A 16,664-nucleotide genomic window follows, 5' to 3' on the forward strand; every position below is an offset into this window, starting at 1 on the left:
CCGGAGCGCAACTGTTCCGTTTCATCCTGGTCAAGCTGTGCCCCGGGGCGGGAGAATCGACGACGCCGCTGTACAGAATGCCCACCGGAGGACGGAGCCGCGATGCCCCCCGCCCAGTCCCCGAGCTCCCCCGGCTCGCCCGACTCCCCCGCCCCGCAGGGCACTCCCACCACTCCGGCGGCCGGCGGGAACGACTCGATCGACGCCCTGGACGGCCGGCTGATCCGGCTGCTGGCGGAGGAGCCCCGGATCGGCGTGCTGGAGTGCTCGCGCCGGCTGCAGGTCGCCCGGGGCACCGTGCAGGCCCGGCTGGACCGGCTGCAGGCCAAGGGGGTGATCAGCGGCTTCGGTCCGGAGGTGGACCCGGCGGCGATCGGCTACCCGGTGACGGCCTTCGCCACCCTGGAGATCTCCCAGGGCCAGGGCGCGGACGTGCGGGCGCACCTGGCGCGGGTGCCGGAGGTGCTGGAACTGCACACCATCACCGGGATCGGGGACATGCTGGTGCGGATCGTGGCCCGGTCGAACGCGGACCTCCAGCGGGTGATCGACCGGGTGGTGGGCTTCGACGGGATCGTCCGCTCCTCCACCGCGATCGTGCTGGAGAACCCGGTGCCCTACCGGATCCTGCCGCTGGTGGACCAGGCCGCCGCCGAGTAGGGCGGTCCGCACGGGCCCGGCGACAGGGTCGGCACGACGGGGTCGGCACGGCGGGGTCAGCAGCTGGGGACGCTGCCGCCGCTCTTCAGTGCGTCCAGCGCCGCGACCGACTCGGCGAGCGTGCCGACCGGCACCAGCCGCAGCGTCTTCGGGGTGTTCACCTTGGCGTCCGTGCACTCGTCCTTGGGGACGAGGAACACGGTCGCGCCGTCCCGGGCCGCCGCCTGGGTCTTCAGCGGCACGCCGCCGACCGGGCCGACGGTGCCGTCCTTGTCGATGGTGCCGGTGCCCGCGATCGTGAGCCCGCCGGTGAGGTCGCCGCCCTTGCCGTCGCCGGCCAGCTTGTCGACGATGCCCAGCGCCAGCATCTGCCCGGCGCTGGGACCGCCCACGTCGCCGAGGTCGACCTTCACCTTCACCTGGTCCGGCGAGAGGTGGAGGTAGCCGAGCGCGGCGGCGGTGGCGCTGTCCTGCGACTGCGCCATCTGCTCGGCCGTCTCCTCGTTGGCCTTGGCCGGGCTGCTCTGCGGGTACACCACCTCGGTCGGCTGCACGGCCTCCTTGGAGTCGAACCAGGCCTGCAGCGAGCGCCACAGGGAGGTCCGCTGGTCCGCGTTGGTGGCCGTGATGGTGACCATCCGCAGCTCGCCCGTCGTGCTGCGAAGCGGAGCCCCGCTGATGGTGAGCACCGGCTTGTCCCGGTACGAGCCCAGGGTGTCCGCGGTCAGGCCCGGCCAGGTGACGGTGTACGGCAGCGGGACGAACGCCGCCACGCCGAACAGCGCGGCGATCAGCACCCCGCAGAGCGCGAGCGCGCGGGTCCGCGGGGACTTGAGGGCCTTGGTCAGCTTGGTGTCGGGCACAAGGGAAATCCAAACACACCTGACGCCGTGATTCGCCCGCTCGCCCCGGGCGCTACCGCAGGGCGTCGGCGACCTCGGTGGCCGCTTCCACCACCCGCGGGCCGACCCGCTCGGGCACCAGCCCGTTGAGCATCACGACGCCGACGCTGCCCTCGATGCCGCTCAGCCCGAGCAGCGCCGCGGCCGCCCCGCTGGCCCCGGACTGCTCCTCCGCACGGGTGATGACGAAGCCCTGTTCGGGCCGGCGCTGGCTGGGGAAGGTACGGGCCTCCAGGATCGCCCGTCCGGCCGCGCTCTCGGTGAGCGGGTGGCGCAGTCCGGTGCGGTAGGCGACGTGGAAGTCGGTCCAGCTGGGCTCGACCACCGCGACCGCCAGCGCCTCGTTGCCGTCCACCAGGGTCAGGTGGGCGGTGGCCCCGAGGTCCTCGGCCAGGCTGCGCAGGGCGGGCAGCGCGGCCTCGCGCAGCAGCGGGTGCACCCGGTGGGCCAGCCGCAGCACGCCGAGGCCGACCCGGGCGCGGCCGCCGATGTCGCGGCGGACCAGGCCGTGCTGTTCCAGGGTGGCGAGCAGCCGGTAGACCACGGTGCGGTTGACGGCCAGCCGGGCGGCCAGCTCGGTGACGGTGAGCCCGCGCTCGGAGTCGGCGAGGAGTTTGAGGACGCGGACGCCGCGGTCCAGCGTCTGGGAGGTCTCGGCAGTCACGACGGGCGGTCCTTTCCGCGGCGCTCGCGGGGCGTGCGGCGCCGGGCCCGGGGGGCGGGGTCGCGCGCAGGTGGGGGTGGCCGCGCTCGGGCCGTGCGGTGTCGTCCTTGACGGCCGCGCGGTCGTGCGGAGCCCGTCCCGCGGGGGTTGCCCGACGGAAGAGCGTGGGGGAAAGGTAGTGAAGGAAGTCTCGTGGCGGAAGTGGTTGTCCAAAATTCGGGCGTGATCGTCATCGCCGCCGTCGGGAATTCCGGACGAACCCCACCATTTCACCGCTCCGGACAGGGCGTCGGCCCGACGCCGGTCCGATGTCCGGACACACCGGAACGGACGGGTCCGGGCCCTTCCGGCCCGGACCCGCCTGCCGGGCCGTTACTTCGCCCACTCCCGGATCTTGGCGATCCGCGCCTTCAGCTGGTTGGCGGTGGCCTGCGCGGTCAGCGGCCCGCCGCACTGGCGGCGCAGCTCGTTGTGGATGGTGCCGTGCGGCTGGCTGGTGCGGTGGTGCCAGGCGGCCACCAGCGCGTTCAGCTCCTTGCGCAGCTCGCGCAGCTCCTGGTGGGTGACCACCGGCCGCTGCTCGGCAGGCAGCTCCAGCAGGTCGGCCTCCTCGGCGGGCTTGGTCTTGCTGCGCTGGATCTGCCGGTGCTGGCGCTTCTGCAGCAGCATCTGCACCTGGTCCGGTTCCAGCAGGCCCGGGATGCCGAGGTAGTCCTCCTCCTCCTCGCTCCCGGGGTGGGCCTGCATGCCGAACTCCATGGCGTTGTACAGCACCCGGTCGAAGACCGCCTCGGAGCCCAGCGCCTCGTAGGAGAACTCCTCGCCACCCGCGCCGTCCGGCCCGTCGTTGGCCCGCTCGGCCTCGGCGAGCAGCCGGTCCTCCTCGTCGAAGAGGCCGTCGCCCTCCTTCTTCGGCCGGTCCAGCACGTGGTCGCGCTGGAGTTCCATCTCGTTGGCGAAGCCCAGCAGCATCGGGATGGTCGGCAGGAACACCGAGGCCGTCTCGCCGCGCTTGCGGGCGCGCACGAAGCGGCCGACGGCCTGCGCGAAGAACAGCGGGGTGGAGATCGAGGTGGCGTACACCCCGACGCACAGCCGGGGCACGTCGACGCCCTCGGACACCATGCGGACGGCGACCATCCAGCGCGAGGTCCCCGCCGCGTAGTCGGAGATCCGCTTCGAGGCCTCGGCCTCGTCGGAGAGCACCAGGGTGACCTTCTCGCCGCTGATCTCGCGCAGCATCTTGGCGTACGCGCGGGCCACGTTCTGGTCGGTGGCGATCACCAGTCCGCCGGCGTCCGGGATGGCCTTGCGGACCTCGGTCAGCCGCCGGTCGGCGGCCTGGAGGACGGACGGGATCCACTCGCCCTGCGGGGACAGCGCGGTGCGCCAGGCCTGGGCGATCAGGTCCTTGGTCATCGGCTCGCCGAGCCGGGCCTCCAGCTCGTCGCCGGCCTTGGTGCGCCAGCGCATGTTGCCGCTGTAGCTGAGGAAGATCACCGGGCGGACGACGTGGTCGGCGAGCGCGTGCCCGTAGCCGTAGGTGTAGTCGGCGACGGACTTGCGGATGCCGTCGCTGCCCGCGTCGTACGAGACGAACGGGATCGGGTTGGTGTCCGAGCGGAACGGCGTCCCGGTCAGCGCCAGCCGGCGGGTGGCCGGCTCGAAGGCCTCGAAGCAGGCCTCGCCCCAGGACTTGGAGTCACCGGCGTGGTGGATCTCGTCCATGATCACGAGGGTCTTGCGGGCCTCGGTGCGGTTGCGGTGCAGCATCGGGTTGACCCCGACGCCCGCGTAGGTGACCACGATGCCGTGGTAGTCCCGGGAGAGCGGCCCGGAGGAGTACGCCGGATCCAGTCGGATGCCTATCCGCGCGGCGGCCTCGGCCCACTGCTTCTTCAGGTGCTCGGTCGGCGCGACGACCGTCACCTGCTGCACCAGGTGGTTGTGCAGCAGGTACGAGGCCAGGGTGAGCGCGAAGGTGGTCTTGCCTGCGCCCGGGGTGGCGACCGCGAGGAAGTCGCGCGGCTGGGTCTCGATGTACTTGTCCAGCGCACCCTGCTGCCAGGCCCGCAGCTTGCCCGCGGTGCCCCAGGGGGCGCGGCCGGGGAAGGCCGGGGAGAGGTGGTGCGAGGCGGCGGGCGCGGCATGGCCGACGGCCCGGGCGGGCTCCTGCGGCTCCGGTGTGTCGGAGAACAGCGGCATCGAGGAGGCGGCGGCAGTACTCACGGTCTCCGAGGGGGATCGTCGCAGGTCAGAGGCGGTTTTGCGGCCCTGTCCCGCGGTCGGGCGGCGTTCGGACAACCCGCCCAGCCTACCGGTCCGGGGCCGTTCGGGCCTCCAGGCCGGGCTCCGCGCCTGGCCCGGACGGCCGGAAATCGGTGTGACCCAGGACACAGGCGATCGCCCTCGGAGCCGGGTAATCCCCGGTGCCCCCGGGACTCTCACCAGGGTGAGGCCGCGCCGACCCCACCTGCCCCGCGCGGCCCGCACCGAACGAAGGGACCCACCCTTGTACTCCCCCGTCGAAGAGACCGTCCAGGCCCGGCTGATCCTCTCCCCGCACCGCTCCGCCCGGCTGCGTGTGGTGCTGTCCTACCTGCCGGAGGACCCGTTCGCGGTCCGGATGGCCTTCCCCGCCGAGTTCTCGCTGGACGACGCCGCGGACGGCCCGGACACCGAGGACATCGTCTGGGTGTTCGCCCGCCGGCTGCTCTGCTCCGGCCTGGAGGCGCCGGCCGGCGTCGGTGACGTCCACGTCCGGCCCACGGTCGGCCGGCGCACCATGGTCGAGCTGCGGGCCCCCGAGGGCACCGCACTGCTCCAGTTCGACACCACCGACCTGCGGCGCTTCCTGTGGCGGAGCCGGCTGCTCGTCCCCGAGGGCGAGGAGCACCTGCACCTGGACGCCGACCGCGCGCTCGCCCAGCTGCTCGGCTGACGAGGCGCCCGGCGTCCGGGAGCGCCCCCGCGCTTCCGGACGTCAGAGCCCGTCACCACGGCTCGGCCGCTCGGCCGCTCGCCCGCCCGCAAATCCGCTCAGCCGGACAGCTTGCGCATCAGCCGGACCCCCTGCGCCGGCGTGAGGTGCGGGAGGTAGGCCTTGCCGATCGCCCGGGTGATGCCGGGCAGCGCGGCCGGGTCGGGGTAGGCCATGTACATCGGCCGGTACTCCGGCTGGAACTTCGCCTTGAACGCCAGCAGCGAGCGGAAGCCGTACACCGGCTCCAGCGCCCTGCCCATCCAGTCCAGCGTCCGCTGCAGCCCGGTGGGCTCCTCGTCCTGCCTGGCGCGGGCCAGCGGTGCGCCCGACAACGAGAGGAAACGCGCGCCCTCCCCCTTGAAGCCGAGCGCGGCCGAGGCGATCAGGAACTCGTTGACGCCGCGGAAGCCGTCCGAGCGCCGCCGCATGAAGTCCAGCGTCCAGCCGACCGGCACGCCGTCCTCGTACACCGGCATCCAGCTGGTCAGCCCGTGCACCACCCGGTCGGCGTCCACGGCGACCAGCACCCGCACGTCCGGGTCGTCCAGCTCCTCCAGTCCGCCGAGCGTGAAACCCATCTCGGGCAGGCCCTTCTCGGAGACCCACTCCTCGGAGATCGCCCGGATCTGCTCGCGCAGCGCGAGCGGCGCCTCGTGGTACGTCCACCACTCCGCGGTGATGCCCTGCTTGCCGGCCTTGTTCAGGGCGGTGCGGATGTCCTGCCACTTGCGGCCGGTGAAGGCCAGTTCGGGCAGCGGCACCACGGTGTCCTCGGCGACCTGCACCGAGCGCCAGCCCAGCTGGGCGGTCGACGCCCTGGTCTCGGCGCCGACGCTGTAGAAGCACGGCGTCCAGCCCCGGGCGTCGCAGTACCGGGCGAAGCCGGCCACCGCCCGGGCCCGGTCCTCCGGGGCGCCGAACGGATCGCCGGTGGTCAGCGCCACCGTGCCGACCACCCGGTAGGCGACGGCCGCGCGGCCCTGCTCGTCGAACCAGTAGTGGTTGCCGTCCCAGGTGGTGATGAAGGACAGCGTCGCGCCGCCGTGCGCGGTGAGCAGCGCCCGGGCCCGGGCGGCCGCCGCCGCGTCGGCGTGCAGCATCGGTCGGCGGAACGCCGACAGCAGCGCGCCCAGCGCGACCACCCAGAACGCCAGCCCGCAGTACGTCTCCAGGAACAGCGCCACCGGGCCGACCGCGATCGGGTAGTCCGGCAGCAGGTCGTTGTAGGCGGGTGGCAGGAACTGGGCGGGCAGCCCGTTGACCAGCCCGCGCACGCCGGCGCCGGGCTCGAACTGACCGGCCGCCAGCCGTCCGAGGCCCACGTACGCGGCCGAGGCGGCAAGCGCGGCCCCGCCGACCACGAGAGCCAGCCGGCGCACCGCCCGGCCGGACAGCCGCAGCCGGAACCGCTGCCGGGTCGCCAGCAGCAGACCGGTGGTCAGCAACGGCAGCAGCATCGCCTCGACGAAGTACTGCGACACGTCCCCGCTGACCGGCCCGGCCTCGAAGTACAGCCGGGTCAGCAGGGCCGTCCAGAGCAGCTCGGTGGCGACGCTGATCCGCCAGGCGCACCGCAGGCCCCGGCGCAGCCCCTCGGCGAGTACCAGCAGCAGCGCCGGGAACAGCGCGGCCATCAGCCGGCCGGGGGTGTCGAATATCCGCTCGACGGCGTGCGCCCGGGCGCAGTCGTGCGCCGAGACCGCGCAGAAGTCGGCCACGTCCTCCGGGCTGAGCCGGTGGGAGAAGTAGAGCTCGGAGAAGGTGTTGAAGGGCCCGCTGGCGTTGTCGTACAGCGAGGCGATCAGCGGTCCGCAGGCGGCGGCGACCAGGCAGAGCGCGACCAGCACCCGGGTCTCGGAGTGCGAGGAGCGGTGGCTGCGCAGGTACGGCCGGCCCCGGCTGAGCAGCGCGCCCGCGGCGAGGCCGAGCAGCGCGGCGGCGCACCGCTGGACGCTCTGCAGGTGGCCGACGTACAGCGTCATGACGAGCGGCACGAGCAGCACCAGCAGGTGCAGCCGGCGGCGCCAGAGCACGGTGAGCCGGTAGCCGAGCACCCCGGCCAGCGCGAAGAGGCCGACGCCGGGCCCGACCGAGGTCTGGTCGGCCACCGAGGCGGTCCACTGCTCGCCGGCCAGCGAGCCGGCCTGGACCAGCGCGGTGCCCAGCAGGGTGCCCGCGACCTGCCCGCCGACCAGCACCGCGAGGGTGCGCAGCCGTCCGAGCCGGCGCTCGGCGGCCGGCCCGACCAGGAGCAGCAGCAGGCTGGTGAAGACGTAGGCCCCGATGCCCGAGCACCACAGCAGCGAGGTGAGCGGCGTCCACCAGTGGCCCTCGCCGAGCGTGGGCAGGCCGACGCCGGTACGGGCGAGCAGCCGCGCGGAGGGCCCGCCGGACAGGCTCCCGGTGGCCGCGCCGAGCGCCCAGAGCCCGGCCAGCAGCGAGAGGGTCAGCGGCGCGGAGCGGAGCTGGTCGCCGAGCACCCGGGCCGCCCGGCGGATCCGCTGGGGGCCCGCCTCCGGCGTACGGGCGACCGGGGCGAGGTCGGCACCCTGGTCCTGCTCGGCGGCCCGCGGCGGTGCGGCGAGGAGTCGGGTCACCGGATCAGTCCCGTCTGCTGGGCGAGCCAGGGAAGGTTCTGCTCGAAGGCCTGCCGGAACACCGTCCAGCTGTGCCCGCCGGGGATGGTCTGGTAGCCGACCTTCATGCCCGCCGCCTGCGCCGCCGCATGGATCTTCTCCTGCCCCGGCCGGAACCACGGGTCGTTGGCGCCGACCACGATCATGGCGGCGGTGTCGGGGTACTTCCGGCCGGCCATCAGGTGCACCGGGTCGACGGCGTCGAAAGCCGCCTCGTCGCCGCCGAAGGCCTGGTCCACGGTCTCCTGGTGGGTGCCCAGGGTCGGCTCCTCCTGCCCGGAGATGTCCAGGAAGGTCCCGTACACGTCGGGGGCGTTGACGGCCAGTTGCAGGGCGCAGGTCCCGCCGAGCGAGAGCCCGCCGATGGCGAGGGCGCCGCGGCCGGTGGCGGTCTGCAGGTTGCGGTGGATCCAGTCCGGGACGTCGACGCCCAGGTAGGTCTGCGACCTGGCGATCCGGGAGTCCATGCAGAGCGGGTTGGCGAAGTTGCCGCCGGTCTCGTCGACGACCAGCACGATCGGCGCGAGGCCCTGGTGCCGGGCGGCGAAGGCGTCCAGGCTCTCCCGGAGGGCGCCCGAGTTGACCCAGTCCTCCGGTGCGCCCGGCTGACCGGGCATCAGCACCACGACGGGCAGCAGCGGCCGGGGGTTGGCCCGGTAGGCGGGCGGCAGGTAGACGTAGCCGGGGCGCGGGTCGAAGCCGGACCTGGTGCCGGGGACGGTCACGGTGGAGAGGGTGCCCTTGTCCGGCAGGCCGGCCGGCGCGTGCCAGAGCTCGGCGAGCGGGCGGCCGGGCGCGCCCTGCACGGTGGCGGCGGCCCGTCCCGTCGTCAGTTCGTCGGTGTGCGGCGCCAGCATGGCCCGGGCGGTCGGGTACTGGTCGAAGCCCCGGTTGACCTGCGAGGCGGCCATCAGCACCACCAGGAGCAGGCCGCCGGCCGCCAGGAACCTGCGGCGGGCGGGCAGCAGCGGCGCCCGGAAGCAGAGCAGGGAGAGGGCGAACAGCGCGACGGCCGTCCAGCGGAGGACGAAGTCCGGGGTGCCCTCCGGGAACGGGTGCCACCAGTCGTCGACGACGAACTTCACCAGGACGGTCAGCAGGGCGCCGAGCAGCAGGGCGCCGATCATGCGCGGGGCGCGCCAGCGCTCGTGCCGGGATATCGCCAGCAGGGCGAGCGCGGCCCAGCCCGCGGCAAGCACGGTGCAGGGGACGGGGCCGTGGGTGAGCGGCCAGTCGATCGGGTTCCAGCGGGCGGCGAGGGTGAGCGTGGTCATGCGGCTTTGCCCGGCGGTGTGGTGTCGGCCAGGAATCCGTAGGCGACGACGTTGCCCTCGTAGCCGTGTTCCTCGCTGTACGCGCCGCCGCAGGTGATCACCCGCAGCTGTGCGTCGGCGGCCTGGCGGTAGACCCGGTCGTCCGGGAAGTCCTTTCGGTTGTGCACTTCGATGGCGTACAGCTGGTAGACGGCGGTGGCGCCGTCGGCCCGGGCGATCTCGATCCGGTCGCCCCGGTGGAGCGCGCCCAGGTGGTAGAAGACGGCCGGCCCGGACTTGTTGTCGACGTGGCCCGCCAGGATGGCGGTGCCGCGCTGGCCGGGGCTGGCACCGCCGCGGTACCAGCCCGCGAGGTTGCGCTCGGTCTCGGGCGGGGCCTGGAGGTGGCCCTCCGGGTCCAGGCCCAGTTCGGTGACCGGGGCGTCCAGCCGTACGGCCGGGATGCGGATCCTGGTCGGCGTGGACGGGCCGAGCGGCGGGACGACCGAGACCGGGGCGAAGCCGGACAGCGCCTGCCCGGCGCCGGGCGCGGGCGGCAGGACGGCCGAGCCGCCGTCGTGCAGCAGCCAGGCGCCGAGCACCAGCGCGGCGCCGACCGCCACGGTGCCCGGCCAGGGGCTGCTGCTCTGCCGCGTGCCCACGGGTGCTCCCCTCTGCCGGTCCGGATCCCGTTCCTGGGAGTTTCCTGGGAACCCATTCAATCGGATCGGAACGCGGGGCACGTCCCCACCACGGCCCTATCCGCACCCGCCGATCGGCAGGGTCGACGGCCCCGTTCCTGCGGTCAGTGGCCTTCCGGAGGCGGAGCGTGACGACCCCGCCGAACGCACGGGTTCGGCACTACCACCCGTCGAACAGCATCGACGTTCCGGCCCGCCGGTTCGGTTGCGTCAATCGGGCGATCGATTACGACCGTTCGCTGCGCCTCTCTGACCGTTCCCGCCCTCATGCCATGCTGACCCGGTCACGGGCTCCCCCATCCCCCTCCGGTCGGACCGGACCTCCGCACGCCTGCCGCGGGCTCGCCGGCCGCCTTGCACGCACGCCGCACGCACCCCCGTCGCCCGGCGCGCCGCCCGCCTGCCGAACGCCTCATGAACGGAGTGACCATGGACGCGCTCTCCCGCCGGACCCTGCTGGCCGCCGGAGCGGCCACCGCCGCCACCCTGGCGACGGGCTGCGGCAGCGACCGGGCCGGCGGGGGCGGGGAGCACAAGGCCGGCAACGCCGTCCCGGTCGCCCCGACGCCCGGTAACCACAGCGCCACCCCGGCCCCGGCCCCGCAGAAGCCGCAGACCGTGCTGATCGGCGACGGCTCCACCTCGGACACCGGTGCCCAGCCCCACCAGCCCGTCGTCGAACGGCTCGAGCCCGGCCAGCGGCCCCCGCAGTTCGTGGTCTTCTCCTGGGACGGCGCCGGCGAGCTCGACAACGGCCTGTTCGCCCGCTTCCGCCGACTGGCCAGGGAGCACAACGCCTCGATGACCTTCTTCCTCAGCGGCCTCTACCTGCTGCCCGAGTCCAAGAAGGACCTCTACCGCCCGCCGCAGCACAAGGTCGGCGCCTCCGAGATCGGCTACCTGAGCGACCAGCACATCCACGACACCCTGGAGAACGTGCACGCCGCCTGGCTGGAGGGCCACGAGATCGGCACCCACTTCAACGGCCACTTCTGCGGCTCCACCGGCGTCGGCCAGTGGTCCCCGGAGGAGTGGGACAGCGAGATCCAGCAGGCGATGGACTTCGTGACGAACTGGCGCACCAACACCGGCTTCACCGACCTGCCGGCCCTGCCCTTCGACTACCGCAAGGAGCTGATCGGCAGCCGCACCCCCTGCCTGGAGGGCCAGCGCAACCTGCTGCCCACCGCGGTCAAGCGCGGCTGGCGCTACGACAGCAGCGGCAACGGCACCCAGGTGTGGCCGCAGAAGATCCAGGGCGGCGCCCTGTGGGACCTCCCGCTGCAGGCCATCCCCTTCCCCGGGCACACCTTCCAGGTGCTGTCGATGGACTACAACATCATGTTCAACCAGTGCGGCCCCAACACCAAGGCCGATCCGGCGCTCTACCCGGGCTTCCAGGCCCAGGCCCGGGACTCCTACCTGATGGGCTTCGACCGCACGTACAACAGCAACCGGGCGCCGTACATCATCGGCAACCACTTCGAGGAGTGGAACGGCGGCATCTACATGAACGCCGTCGAGGAAGCGCTCAGGTTGATCGCGGGCAAGCCGGAGGTCCGGCTGGTCTCCTTCCGCCAGCTGGTGGACTGGCTGGACGCCCAGGACCCGGCGGTGCTGCGCAAGCTGCGGAGCCTCGGCCCGGGCCAGTCCCCGGCCGGCGGCTGGGAGGGCTTCCTCGGCACTCCGGCGGCACCGCCGGTCCCCTCCCCCACGGCCGCCGCCCGCTGACCGGCGGCCCGGCCGGAAACGCCGCGCGGTCAGGCCCGGGCGCGGACCCGGCCGGAGAGCAGCGCCCCCAGCACCGCGACCGAGGCCATCACCAGCAGGATCACGGCGAAGGCGGCGGGCGAGCCCCCGTCCCCTGCTCCCTCGTGGGCGGCGGCCAGCGAGCCGCCGCCCAGCGCCGCGAACAGCACGCCCGCCAGGCCGGTCAGCAGCACGTTGCCCAGCGCGTCGCTCATCTGCAGCGCGGCCGAGTTGGCCCCGGCGTCCTCGGGCGCGGAGAGCCGCATCATCAGCACGCTGACGCTGGCGACCGTCAGCCCCATCCCGACGCCACCGACGCCCCAGGCCACCGAGGCCGTCCAGGAGGGCACCGCCGGGATCAGCACCAGCGCGGCGCCCGCGATCGCCACGGCCGTCAGCACGAAGCCGCCGCGGATCATCGCCCCGCGGTAGCGCTCGGCCCCCGGCCGCCCCTGCAACCAGGAGCCGAGCGCCCAGGAGAGCCCGCCGCTGGTCAGGGTGAGCCCTGCCAGCGTCGGCGAGAAGTCGCGCTCGGTGGTCATCATCAGCGGGATGAAGGCCTCGGCGGCAAAGAACGCCCCCGCCGCCACCCCGCGCAGCAGGATCACGGTCGGCAGCCCGCGCCCGGCGCGCAGGGTCCGCTTCGGCAGCAGTCCGAGGACGGCCGGCACCAGCAGCGCCGCCCCGGCGATCCCGGGGAGCAGCCCGACCAGGTCACGCCGCTGGCCCGCGTACTGCAACAGTCCGGCGCCGACCGCGGCCATCGCGGCCAGCAGGGTGCGGCGGCGGTCGAAGTCCGCGCCGCGGAGCACCGGGTGCTCACGCTCGGAGCGGGCCAGCGTCGGGCCCATCACCGCCAGCGGCAGCAGGATCAGCACCGGCACGGCCAGGAACACCCAGCGCCAGCCGAGGTGCTGGGTGACGGCCCCGGAGACCAGCGGCCCGACGATCGAGGGCAGCACCCAGGCCGAGGAGAAGGCGGCGAACACCGAGGGCCGCAGCCGCTCCGGGTAGGCCCGGCCGACCACCACGTACAGCGCGACGATCACCAGCCCACCACCGAGGCCCTGGATCGCCCGCCCGGCCACGAAAACCCACATGCCGGGGGCCGTCCCGGCCACCACCAGGCCCGCGCCGAACACCGCGATGCCGGTGAACAGGGGCCGCAGCGGGCCGCGCCGGTCGCACCACTGGCCGGAGACGACCAGGGCGAACAGGGTGGTGGTGAAGTAGCCGGAGAAGGCGAAGGCGTACAGCCCGAGGCCGTTCAGCTGGCGGGCCGCGGTCGGCATCGCGGTGTTGACGGCGGTCGCCTCGAAGGCGATCACCAGGACCACCGACACGATCCCCAGCGTCAGCGCCCGGTAGCGGCCGCCGAGCACCCCTCCGCCGGGGTCGGTTCCGTCGGGTATCGGGGTGGAGTCGACCGAGGTGGGGGAGGCAGTGGTCATACGCAACATCGTAAGGTCCGTCCGTGTCGGTGACCCCTGACCCGAGTCGGTGAGCGCATCGGTCCGTAGGCCTAGGACCCGGGGCCGCCGGGGGCTCAGTGCAGCACCTTGAGCCCCACCACGCCGGAGACGATCAGCAGCAGGCAGCCGATCCGGGCCACCGTCGCCGGATCGCCCAGGACGGCCATGCCGTAGAGCGCGGTGCCGACCGCGCCGATGCCGACCCAGACCGCGTACCCGGTGCCGATCGGGATGGTGCGCATCGCGTACGCCAGTCCGCCCATGCTGAACAGCAGCGCGACGCCGAAGACGAGGCCGGGAACGAGGCGGGAGAAGCCCTTGGACGATTCCAGGGCCACCGCCCACACGGTCTCCAGAAGACCCGAGACGATCAGAACGAGCCAAGCCATGACGGCCGTACCTCCGCAGTCCACAGCGGCCGGATTGCCGCTGAACTGCGTCGTCTTGTCGTCACCGGGTACGACGCGCTCGTCCGGGATGGCGGGGAAAACAGCCACCGCTTCCGACGGTAGCACACATTGCCACACAGAATTTACAGGAGTTCATTGACCCCATTCGGGCGATCGGCCATCCTGAATTCACTGGCCGTGTGCCCGAGTGGCTCAGGGGACCGTCTGCAAAGCGGTGCACGCGGGTTCAATTCCCGCCACGGCCTCGAAAAAGGAATTGCCGGTCGACCCGTGGTCGACCGGCAATTCCGCATTCTCCGGTCCCGCATTCTCCGGTCCCGCATTCTCCGTTCCGGGTCCGCGCATTCGGACCCGGACACCCCGCTCAGCCCGTGACGGCGTCCTCCGCACGGATCGGCAGCCGGCCGACCGGCAGGCCGGTGGCGGCCCGGACGGCGGCGGCGACGGCCGAGGGCGCGACCACCGCCGGCACCGCGCTGACCGCCTTGGCACCGAAGGTGGCGACCACGTCCCGCTCCTCCAGCAGCGCGGCGATCCGCACCTCCGGGGTGTCCAGCGAGGTGGGCAGCCGGTAGCCGGTGAGCGAGGGGTTGCCCAGCAGCCCGCCCGTGGTCTGCAGGTCCTCCATCAGCGCCAGGCCGACGCCCTGGGCCACGCCCGCCTCGATCCGGTCCTCGATCTGGCGCGGGTTCAGCGCCCGGCCGACGTCCTGGGCGACGGCCATCTCGACCACCCGGACGGCCCCCAGCTCGATGTCCACGTCCACCACGGCGCGCATCGCGCAGAAGGAGATGGAGACGAAGGCGTCGCCCTGCCCGGACTCGTCCAGCGGCTCCGTCGGGTGCGGGCGGCACTGGGCGGTGGCCCAGAGTTCCTTGCCCTCCAGCGCCTCGGCGACCGGCATGCCGAGCACCCCGTCGTAGGAGGTGATCTTCCCGTCGGCGATCTGCAGCAGCTCCACCGACATCCCGAAGTTGGCCGCGATCGGCTGCAGCAGCTGGTGACGAACCATCAGCGCGGCCCGCTCGACCGCCCCGCCGGAGACCCAGGTGTGCCGGCCCCGCGCGGAGGGCCCGGCGATCGACTGGTCACTGTCGGCCGGTGCGATGTAGACCTCGCTGACGCCCAGCACGGTCTGCACGATCTGCCGGGCCAGCGTGGCGAAGCCCTGCCCGGCGTCGACGGCCGCGCAGATCACCGTGGCGTGGTCGCCGCTGACCCGCACGGTGGCGGTGGAGACCTCGTCCTCGCCCTCGGCGCCCAGCATGTGCACCATGCCGACGGCGTAGCCGATCCCGCGCCGCACGGCCGACGGGTCGCCGGCGCCGCCGGGCCCGCCGGGCAGCAGCCACTCCGCGTCCGGGTCGTCCACCGGCAGCGCCGGCAGCGGCTCGGCGGCCACCGCGTCCAGCAGCGCCTTCACCGGTGCCGGGCAGGTGACGGCCTGTCCGGTGGGCAGCGGATCACCGGTGGACATCGCGTTGCGGCGGCGGATCTCCACCGGGTCCACGCCCACCCGGGCGGCCAGCTGGTCCATCTGCGACTCGTACGCGAAGCAGGCCTGCAGCGCGCCCTCGCCGCGCATCCGCCCGGCCGGCGGGTTGTTGGTGCGCACCGCCCAGGCGTCCACGAACACGTTCGGGCAGACGTACGGGCCGACCGAGAAAGCCGTCGCGGCGGCCAGCGCCTCGGCGGAGACGTCCGCGTAGGCGCCGCCGTCCAGCAGGATCTGCGCCTCCACCTTCACCAACGTGCCCTCGGCGTCGGCGTGGTGGCGGTAGCGCAGCAGTGCGGGGTGGCGCGAGGTGTGGGTGTGGAAGGACTCCTCGCGGGTGAGGGTCATCTTCACCGGGCGGCCGGTGCGCAGCGCCAGCAGCGCCAGGGTGACCTGGAAGGAGAGGTCCTCGCGGTCGGTGGTGGCGCCGGGCACGCCGGTGACCACCAGGCGGACCCGGTCCGGCTCCAGGCCGAGGCAGGCGGCGGTGCGGTCGCGGTCGCCGTGCGGGTCGGTGGAGGACAGGTGCAGCTCCACGCCGCCGTCCGGGCGCGGCACGGCCAGGCCGGCTTCGGCACCGAGCGGGGCCGGGTCCTGTCGGCCGACCTGGTAGAGGCCCTCGACGACGATCTCGCCGACCGCGTCCGGGTCGCCGGTGCGCAGCGGCAGGTGGCGGAACAGGTTGCCGTCCGGGTGCAGCGCCGGGGCGGTGAAGGCCTGCTCTGGGTCGGTGACCGCCTCCAGCGGCTCGTAGTCGACCGCGATCAGGCCGACCGCCAGCCGGGCGGTGTCCGGGTGGTCGGCGGCCACCGCGGCGATCGGCTCGCCGTGGTGGCGCACCACGCCGGCGGCCAGCACCGGCCGGTCCGCGATGATCGGGCCGGCCGGAGCGCCGTCCGGTAGGCCGTCCGGGCCGGGCGGCAGGTCGGCGGCGGTGACCACGGCGTGCACCCCGGGCAGGGCGAGCGCGGCCGAGGTGTCGATGCCGCGGATCCGGGCGTGCGGGTGCGGCGAGCGCAGCACCGCGCCCCACAGCAGCCCCTCGGCCCACAGGTCGGCGGCGTACGGGTAGATGCCGAGCGCCTTGGGCAGCGCGTCGCTGCGCAGCGGGGAACTGCCCAGGCCGAAGGGCTCCGGTACGGCGCCGCCCTCGCCGCCGTCCTGCTGGAGTGCTGCGCCGATGTCGGTAGGCGACGTCATGATGCGTGGTCGTCCTCGGGGAGCCGGATGCCGTGGGCGGGGGTGGCGCCGTGGGGGACGCCGGTGGTCGGGACGCCGGCCGGGGCACCGCCGTCGGCCGGGGCGCCGTGCGGGTCCGGGTACGGGGTGCCGTGCGGGGGCGTGCCGTCGTGGAGGGCGCCGGGCAGCGGGGTGCCGTGCGCGGGGGTGGGCTCGTAGACCGGGGCGTCGTAGCCGGTGTCGTAGCCGTTCTGCTGCTGGTGGCCGTCCGGGTAGCCGGCCGGCACGTAGGTGCCGTGCGCGGGGGTGGCCTGGTACGGCTGCTCGGGGTAGCCCTGCGGCTGGTAGTACACCTGGTCGTCGGCGACCTGGGCGGGGATGCCTGGCTGCATCGCCGTCAGGGCCGAGGTGTCGTACACGCCGGTGTCGTAGCCGCCGTCTCCGTACGGCTGTTCGACCGTCGCCTGGACCTGCACCTGGTCCTGCTCGGGTGCGGAGGGCTGCTGGGGGACGTGCTCGATCCAGGCCTCGGCGTCGGCGTAGACCGGCGGCTCGATCAC

At 73.8% G+C, this 16,664-nt stretch carries 12 protein-coding genes, 1 tRNA gene and 1 riboswitch; of the genes, 4 read left to right on the forward strand and 9 right to left on the reverse strand.

All coding sequences use genetic code 11. The annotated features are described in order from the left end of the window. Positions 1-102: 102 nt before the first annotated feature. Positions 103-660, forward strand: a complete 558-nt coding sequence (locus HS99_RS08710) for an Lrp/AsnC family transcriptional regulator (RefSeq protein WP_223886056.1) — start codon at positions 103-105, stop codon at positions 658-660. A 56-nt stretch (positions 661-716) separates the two neighbouring features. Here HS99_RS08710 and HS99_RS08715 read toward each other — a convergent pair whose 3' ends face one another. The 3 genes from HS99_RS08715 to HS99_RS08725 all read right to left on the reverse strand — a co-directional run bounded on the left by HS99_RS08715 (position 717) and on the right by HS99_RS08725 (position 4,431). Continuing rightward, a complete protein-coding gene (locus HS99_RS08715) occupies positions 717-1,523 on the reverse strand; it encodes a S16 family serine protease (protein ID WP_107050778.1) in 807 nt (268 codons plus the stop codon). A gap of 52 nt (positions 1,524-1,575) precedes the next feature. Then, positions 1,576-2,226, reverse strand: coding sequence for an IclR family transcriptional regulator (locus HS99_RS08720; protein WP_030284022.1), 651 nt, complete (start codon positions 2,224-2,226; stop codon positions 1,576-1,578). Between the two features lie 372 nt (positions 2,227-2,598). After that, entirely contained in the window at positions 2,599-4,431 is a 1,833-nt protein-coding gene (locus tag HS99_RS08725; RefSeq protein ID WP_046385720.1) for a DEAD/DEAH box helicase, read from the reverse strand. Between the two features lie 307 nt (positions 4,432-4,738). Between HS99_RS08725 and HS99_RS08730 the strand changes: the two genes are divergently transcribed. Beyond that, entirely contained in the window at positions 4,739-5,167 is a 429-nt protein-coding gene (locus HS99_RS08730) for an SsgA family sporulation/cell division regulator (RefSeq protein ID WP_030284019.1), read from the forward strand. 98 nt (positions 5,168-5,265) lie between these two features. Here the strand turns inward: HS99_RS08730 and HS99_RS08735 are convergent, their stop codons facing one another. From HS99_RS08735 to HS99_RS08745, 3 genes are read right to left on the reverse strand one after another with little or no spacing between them, the layout of a single operon-like run. Continuing rightward, positions 5,266-7,806 (reverse strand): DUF2156 domain-containing protein, encoded by a 2,541-nt coding sequence (locus HS99_RS08735; protein ID WP_050366759.1) that lies wholly within the window; start codon positions 7,804-7,806, stop codon positions 5,266-5,268. Further along, positions 7,803-9,119, reverse strand: coding sequence for an alpha/beta hydrolase (locus tag HS99_RS08740; RefSeq protein WP_050366758.1), 1,317 nt, complete (start codon positions 9,117-9,119; stop codon positions 7,803-7,805). Before HS99_RS08740 ends, HS99_RS08735 begins: the two co-directional genes overlap by 4 nt. Continuing rightward, on the reverse strand, positions 9,116-9,760 hold the full coding sequence (locus tag HS99_RS08745; protein WP_223886055.1) for a class F sortase: 645 nt from the start codon (positions 9,758-9,760) through the stop codon (positions 9,116-9,118). Before HS99_RS08745 ends, HS99_RS08740 begins: the two co-directional genes overlap by 4 nt. A gap of 453 nt (positions 9,761-10,213) precedes the next feature. Here HS99_RS08745 and HS99_RS08750 point away from each other — a divergent pair, with 453 nt between their 5' ends. After that, positions 10,214-11,530, forward strand: coding sequence for a polysaccharide deacetylase family protein (locus HS99_RS08750; protein ID WP_370863227.1), 1,317 nt, complete (start codon positions 10,214-10,216; stop codon positions 11,528-11,530). A gap of 29 nt (positions 11,531-11,559) precedes the next feature. On the opposite strand, the gene HS99_RS08755 is transcribed toward HS99_RS08750, so the two are convergent. Beyond that, positions 11,560-12,999: an MFS transporter gene (locus tag HS99_RS08755; RefSeq protein ID WP_030553252.1), complete on the reverse strand. Its 1,440-nt coding sequence runs from the start codon at positions 12,997-12,999 to the stop codon at positions 11,560-11,562. Between the two features lie 95 nt (positions 13,000-13,094). Next, complete coding sequence (locus tag HS99_RS08760; RefSeq protein WP_030284006.1) at positions 13,095-13,409, reverse strand: DMT family transporter; 315 nt, start codon at positions 13,407-13,409, stop codon at positions 13,095-13,097. A 44-nt stretch (positions 13,410-13,453) separates the two neighbouring features. Continuing rightward, a riboswitch (guanidine-III (ykkC-III) riboswitch) is annotated at positions 13,454-13,520 on the reverse strand. A gap of 83 nt (positions 13,521-13,603) precedes the next feature. On the opposite strand from HS99_RS08760, the gene HS99_RS08765 reads away from it, so the two are divergent. After that, positions 13,604-13,675, forward strand: a tRNA-Cys gene (locus HS99_RS08765). 119 nt (positions 13,676-13,794) lie between these two features. Here the strand turns inward: HS99_RS08765 and HS99_RS08770 are convergent. Then, positions 13,795-16,125, reverse strand: coding sequence for a xanthine dehydrogenase family protein molybdopterin-binding subunit (locus tag HS99_RS08770; RefSeq protein WP_030284004.1), 2,331 nt, complete (start codon positions 16,123-16,125; stop codon positions 13,795-13,797). Positions 16,126-16,664: the final 539 nt, after the last annotated feature.

The sequence above is a fragment of the Kitasatospora aureofaciens genome (genome assembly GCF_001188955.3).
GTDB lineage: Bacteria > Actinomycetota > Actinomycetes > Streptomycetales > Streptomycetaceae > Kitasatospora > Kitasatospora aureofaciens.

Excerpts from the sequence above, each read along its gene's own strand:
- HS99_RS08710 (WP_223886056.1), top strand. The coding sequence starts at position 103 with ATGCCCCCCGCCCAGTCCCCGAGCTCCCCCGGCTCGCCCGACTCCCCC.
- HS99_RS08725 (WP_046385720.1), bottom strand. The coding sequence starts at position 4,431 with ATGCCGCTGTTCTCCGACACACCGGAGCCGCAGGAGCCCGCCCGGGCC.
- HS99_RS08740 (WP_050366758.1), bottom strand. The coding sequence starts at position 9,119 with ATGACCACGCTCACCCTCGCCGCCCGCTGGAACCCGATCGACTGGCCG.
- HS99_RS08750 (WP_370863227.1), top strand. The coding sequence starts at position 10,214 with ATGAACGGAGTGACCATGGACGCGCTCTCCCGCCGGACCCTGCTGGCC.
- HS99_RS08755 (WP_030553252.1), bottom strand. The coding sequence starts at position 12,999 with ATGACCACTGCCTCCCCCACCTCGGTCGACTCCACCCCGATACCCGAC.
- HS99_RS08760 (WP_030284006.1), bottom strand. The coding sequence starts at position 13,409 with ATGGCTTGGCTCGTTCTGATCGTCTCGGGTCTTCTGGAGACCGTGTGG.
- HS99_RS08770 (WP_030284004.1), bottom strand. The coding sequence starts at position 16,125 with ATGACGTCGCCTACCGACATCGGCGCAGCACTCCAGCAGGACGGCGGC.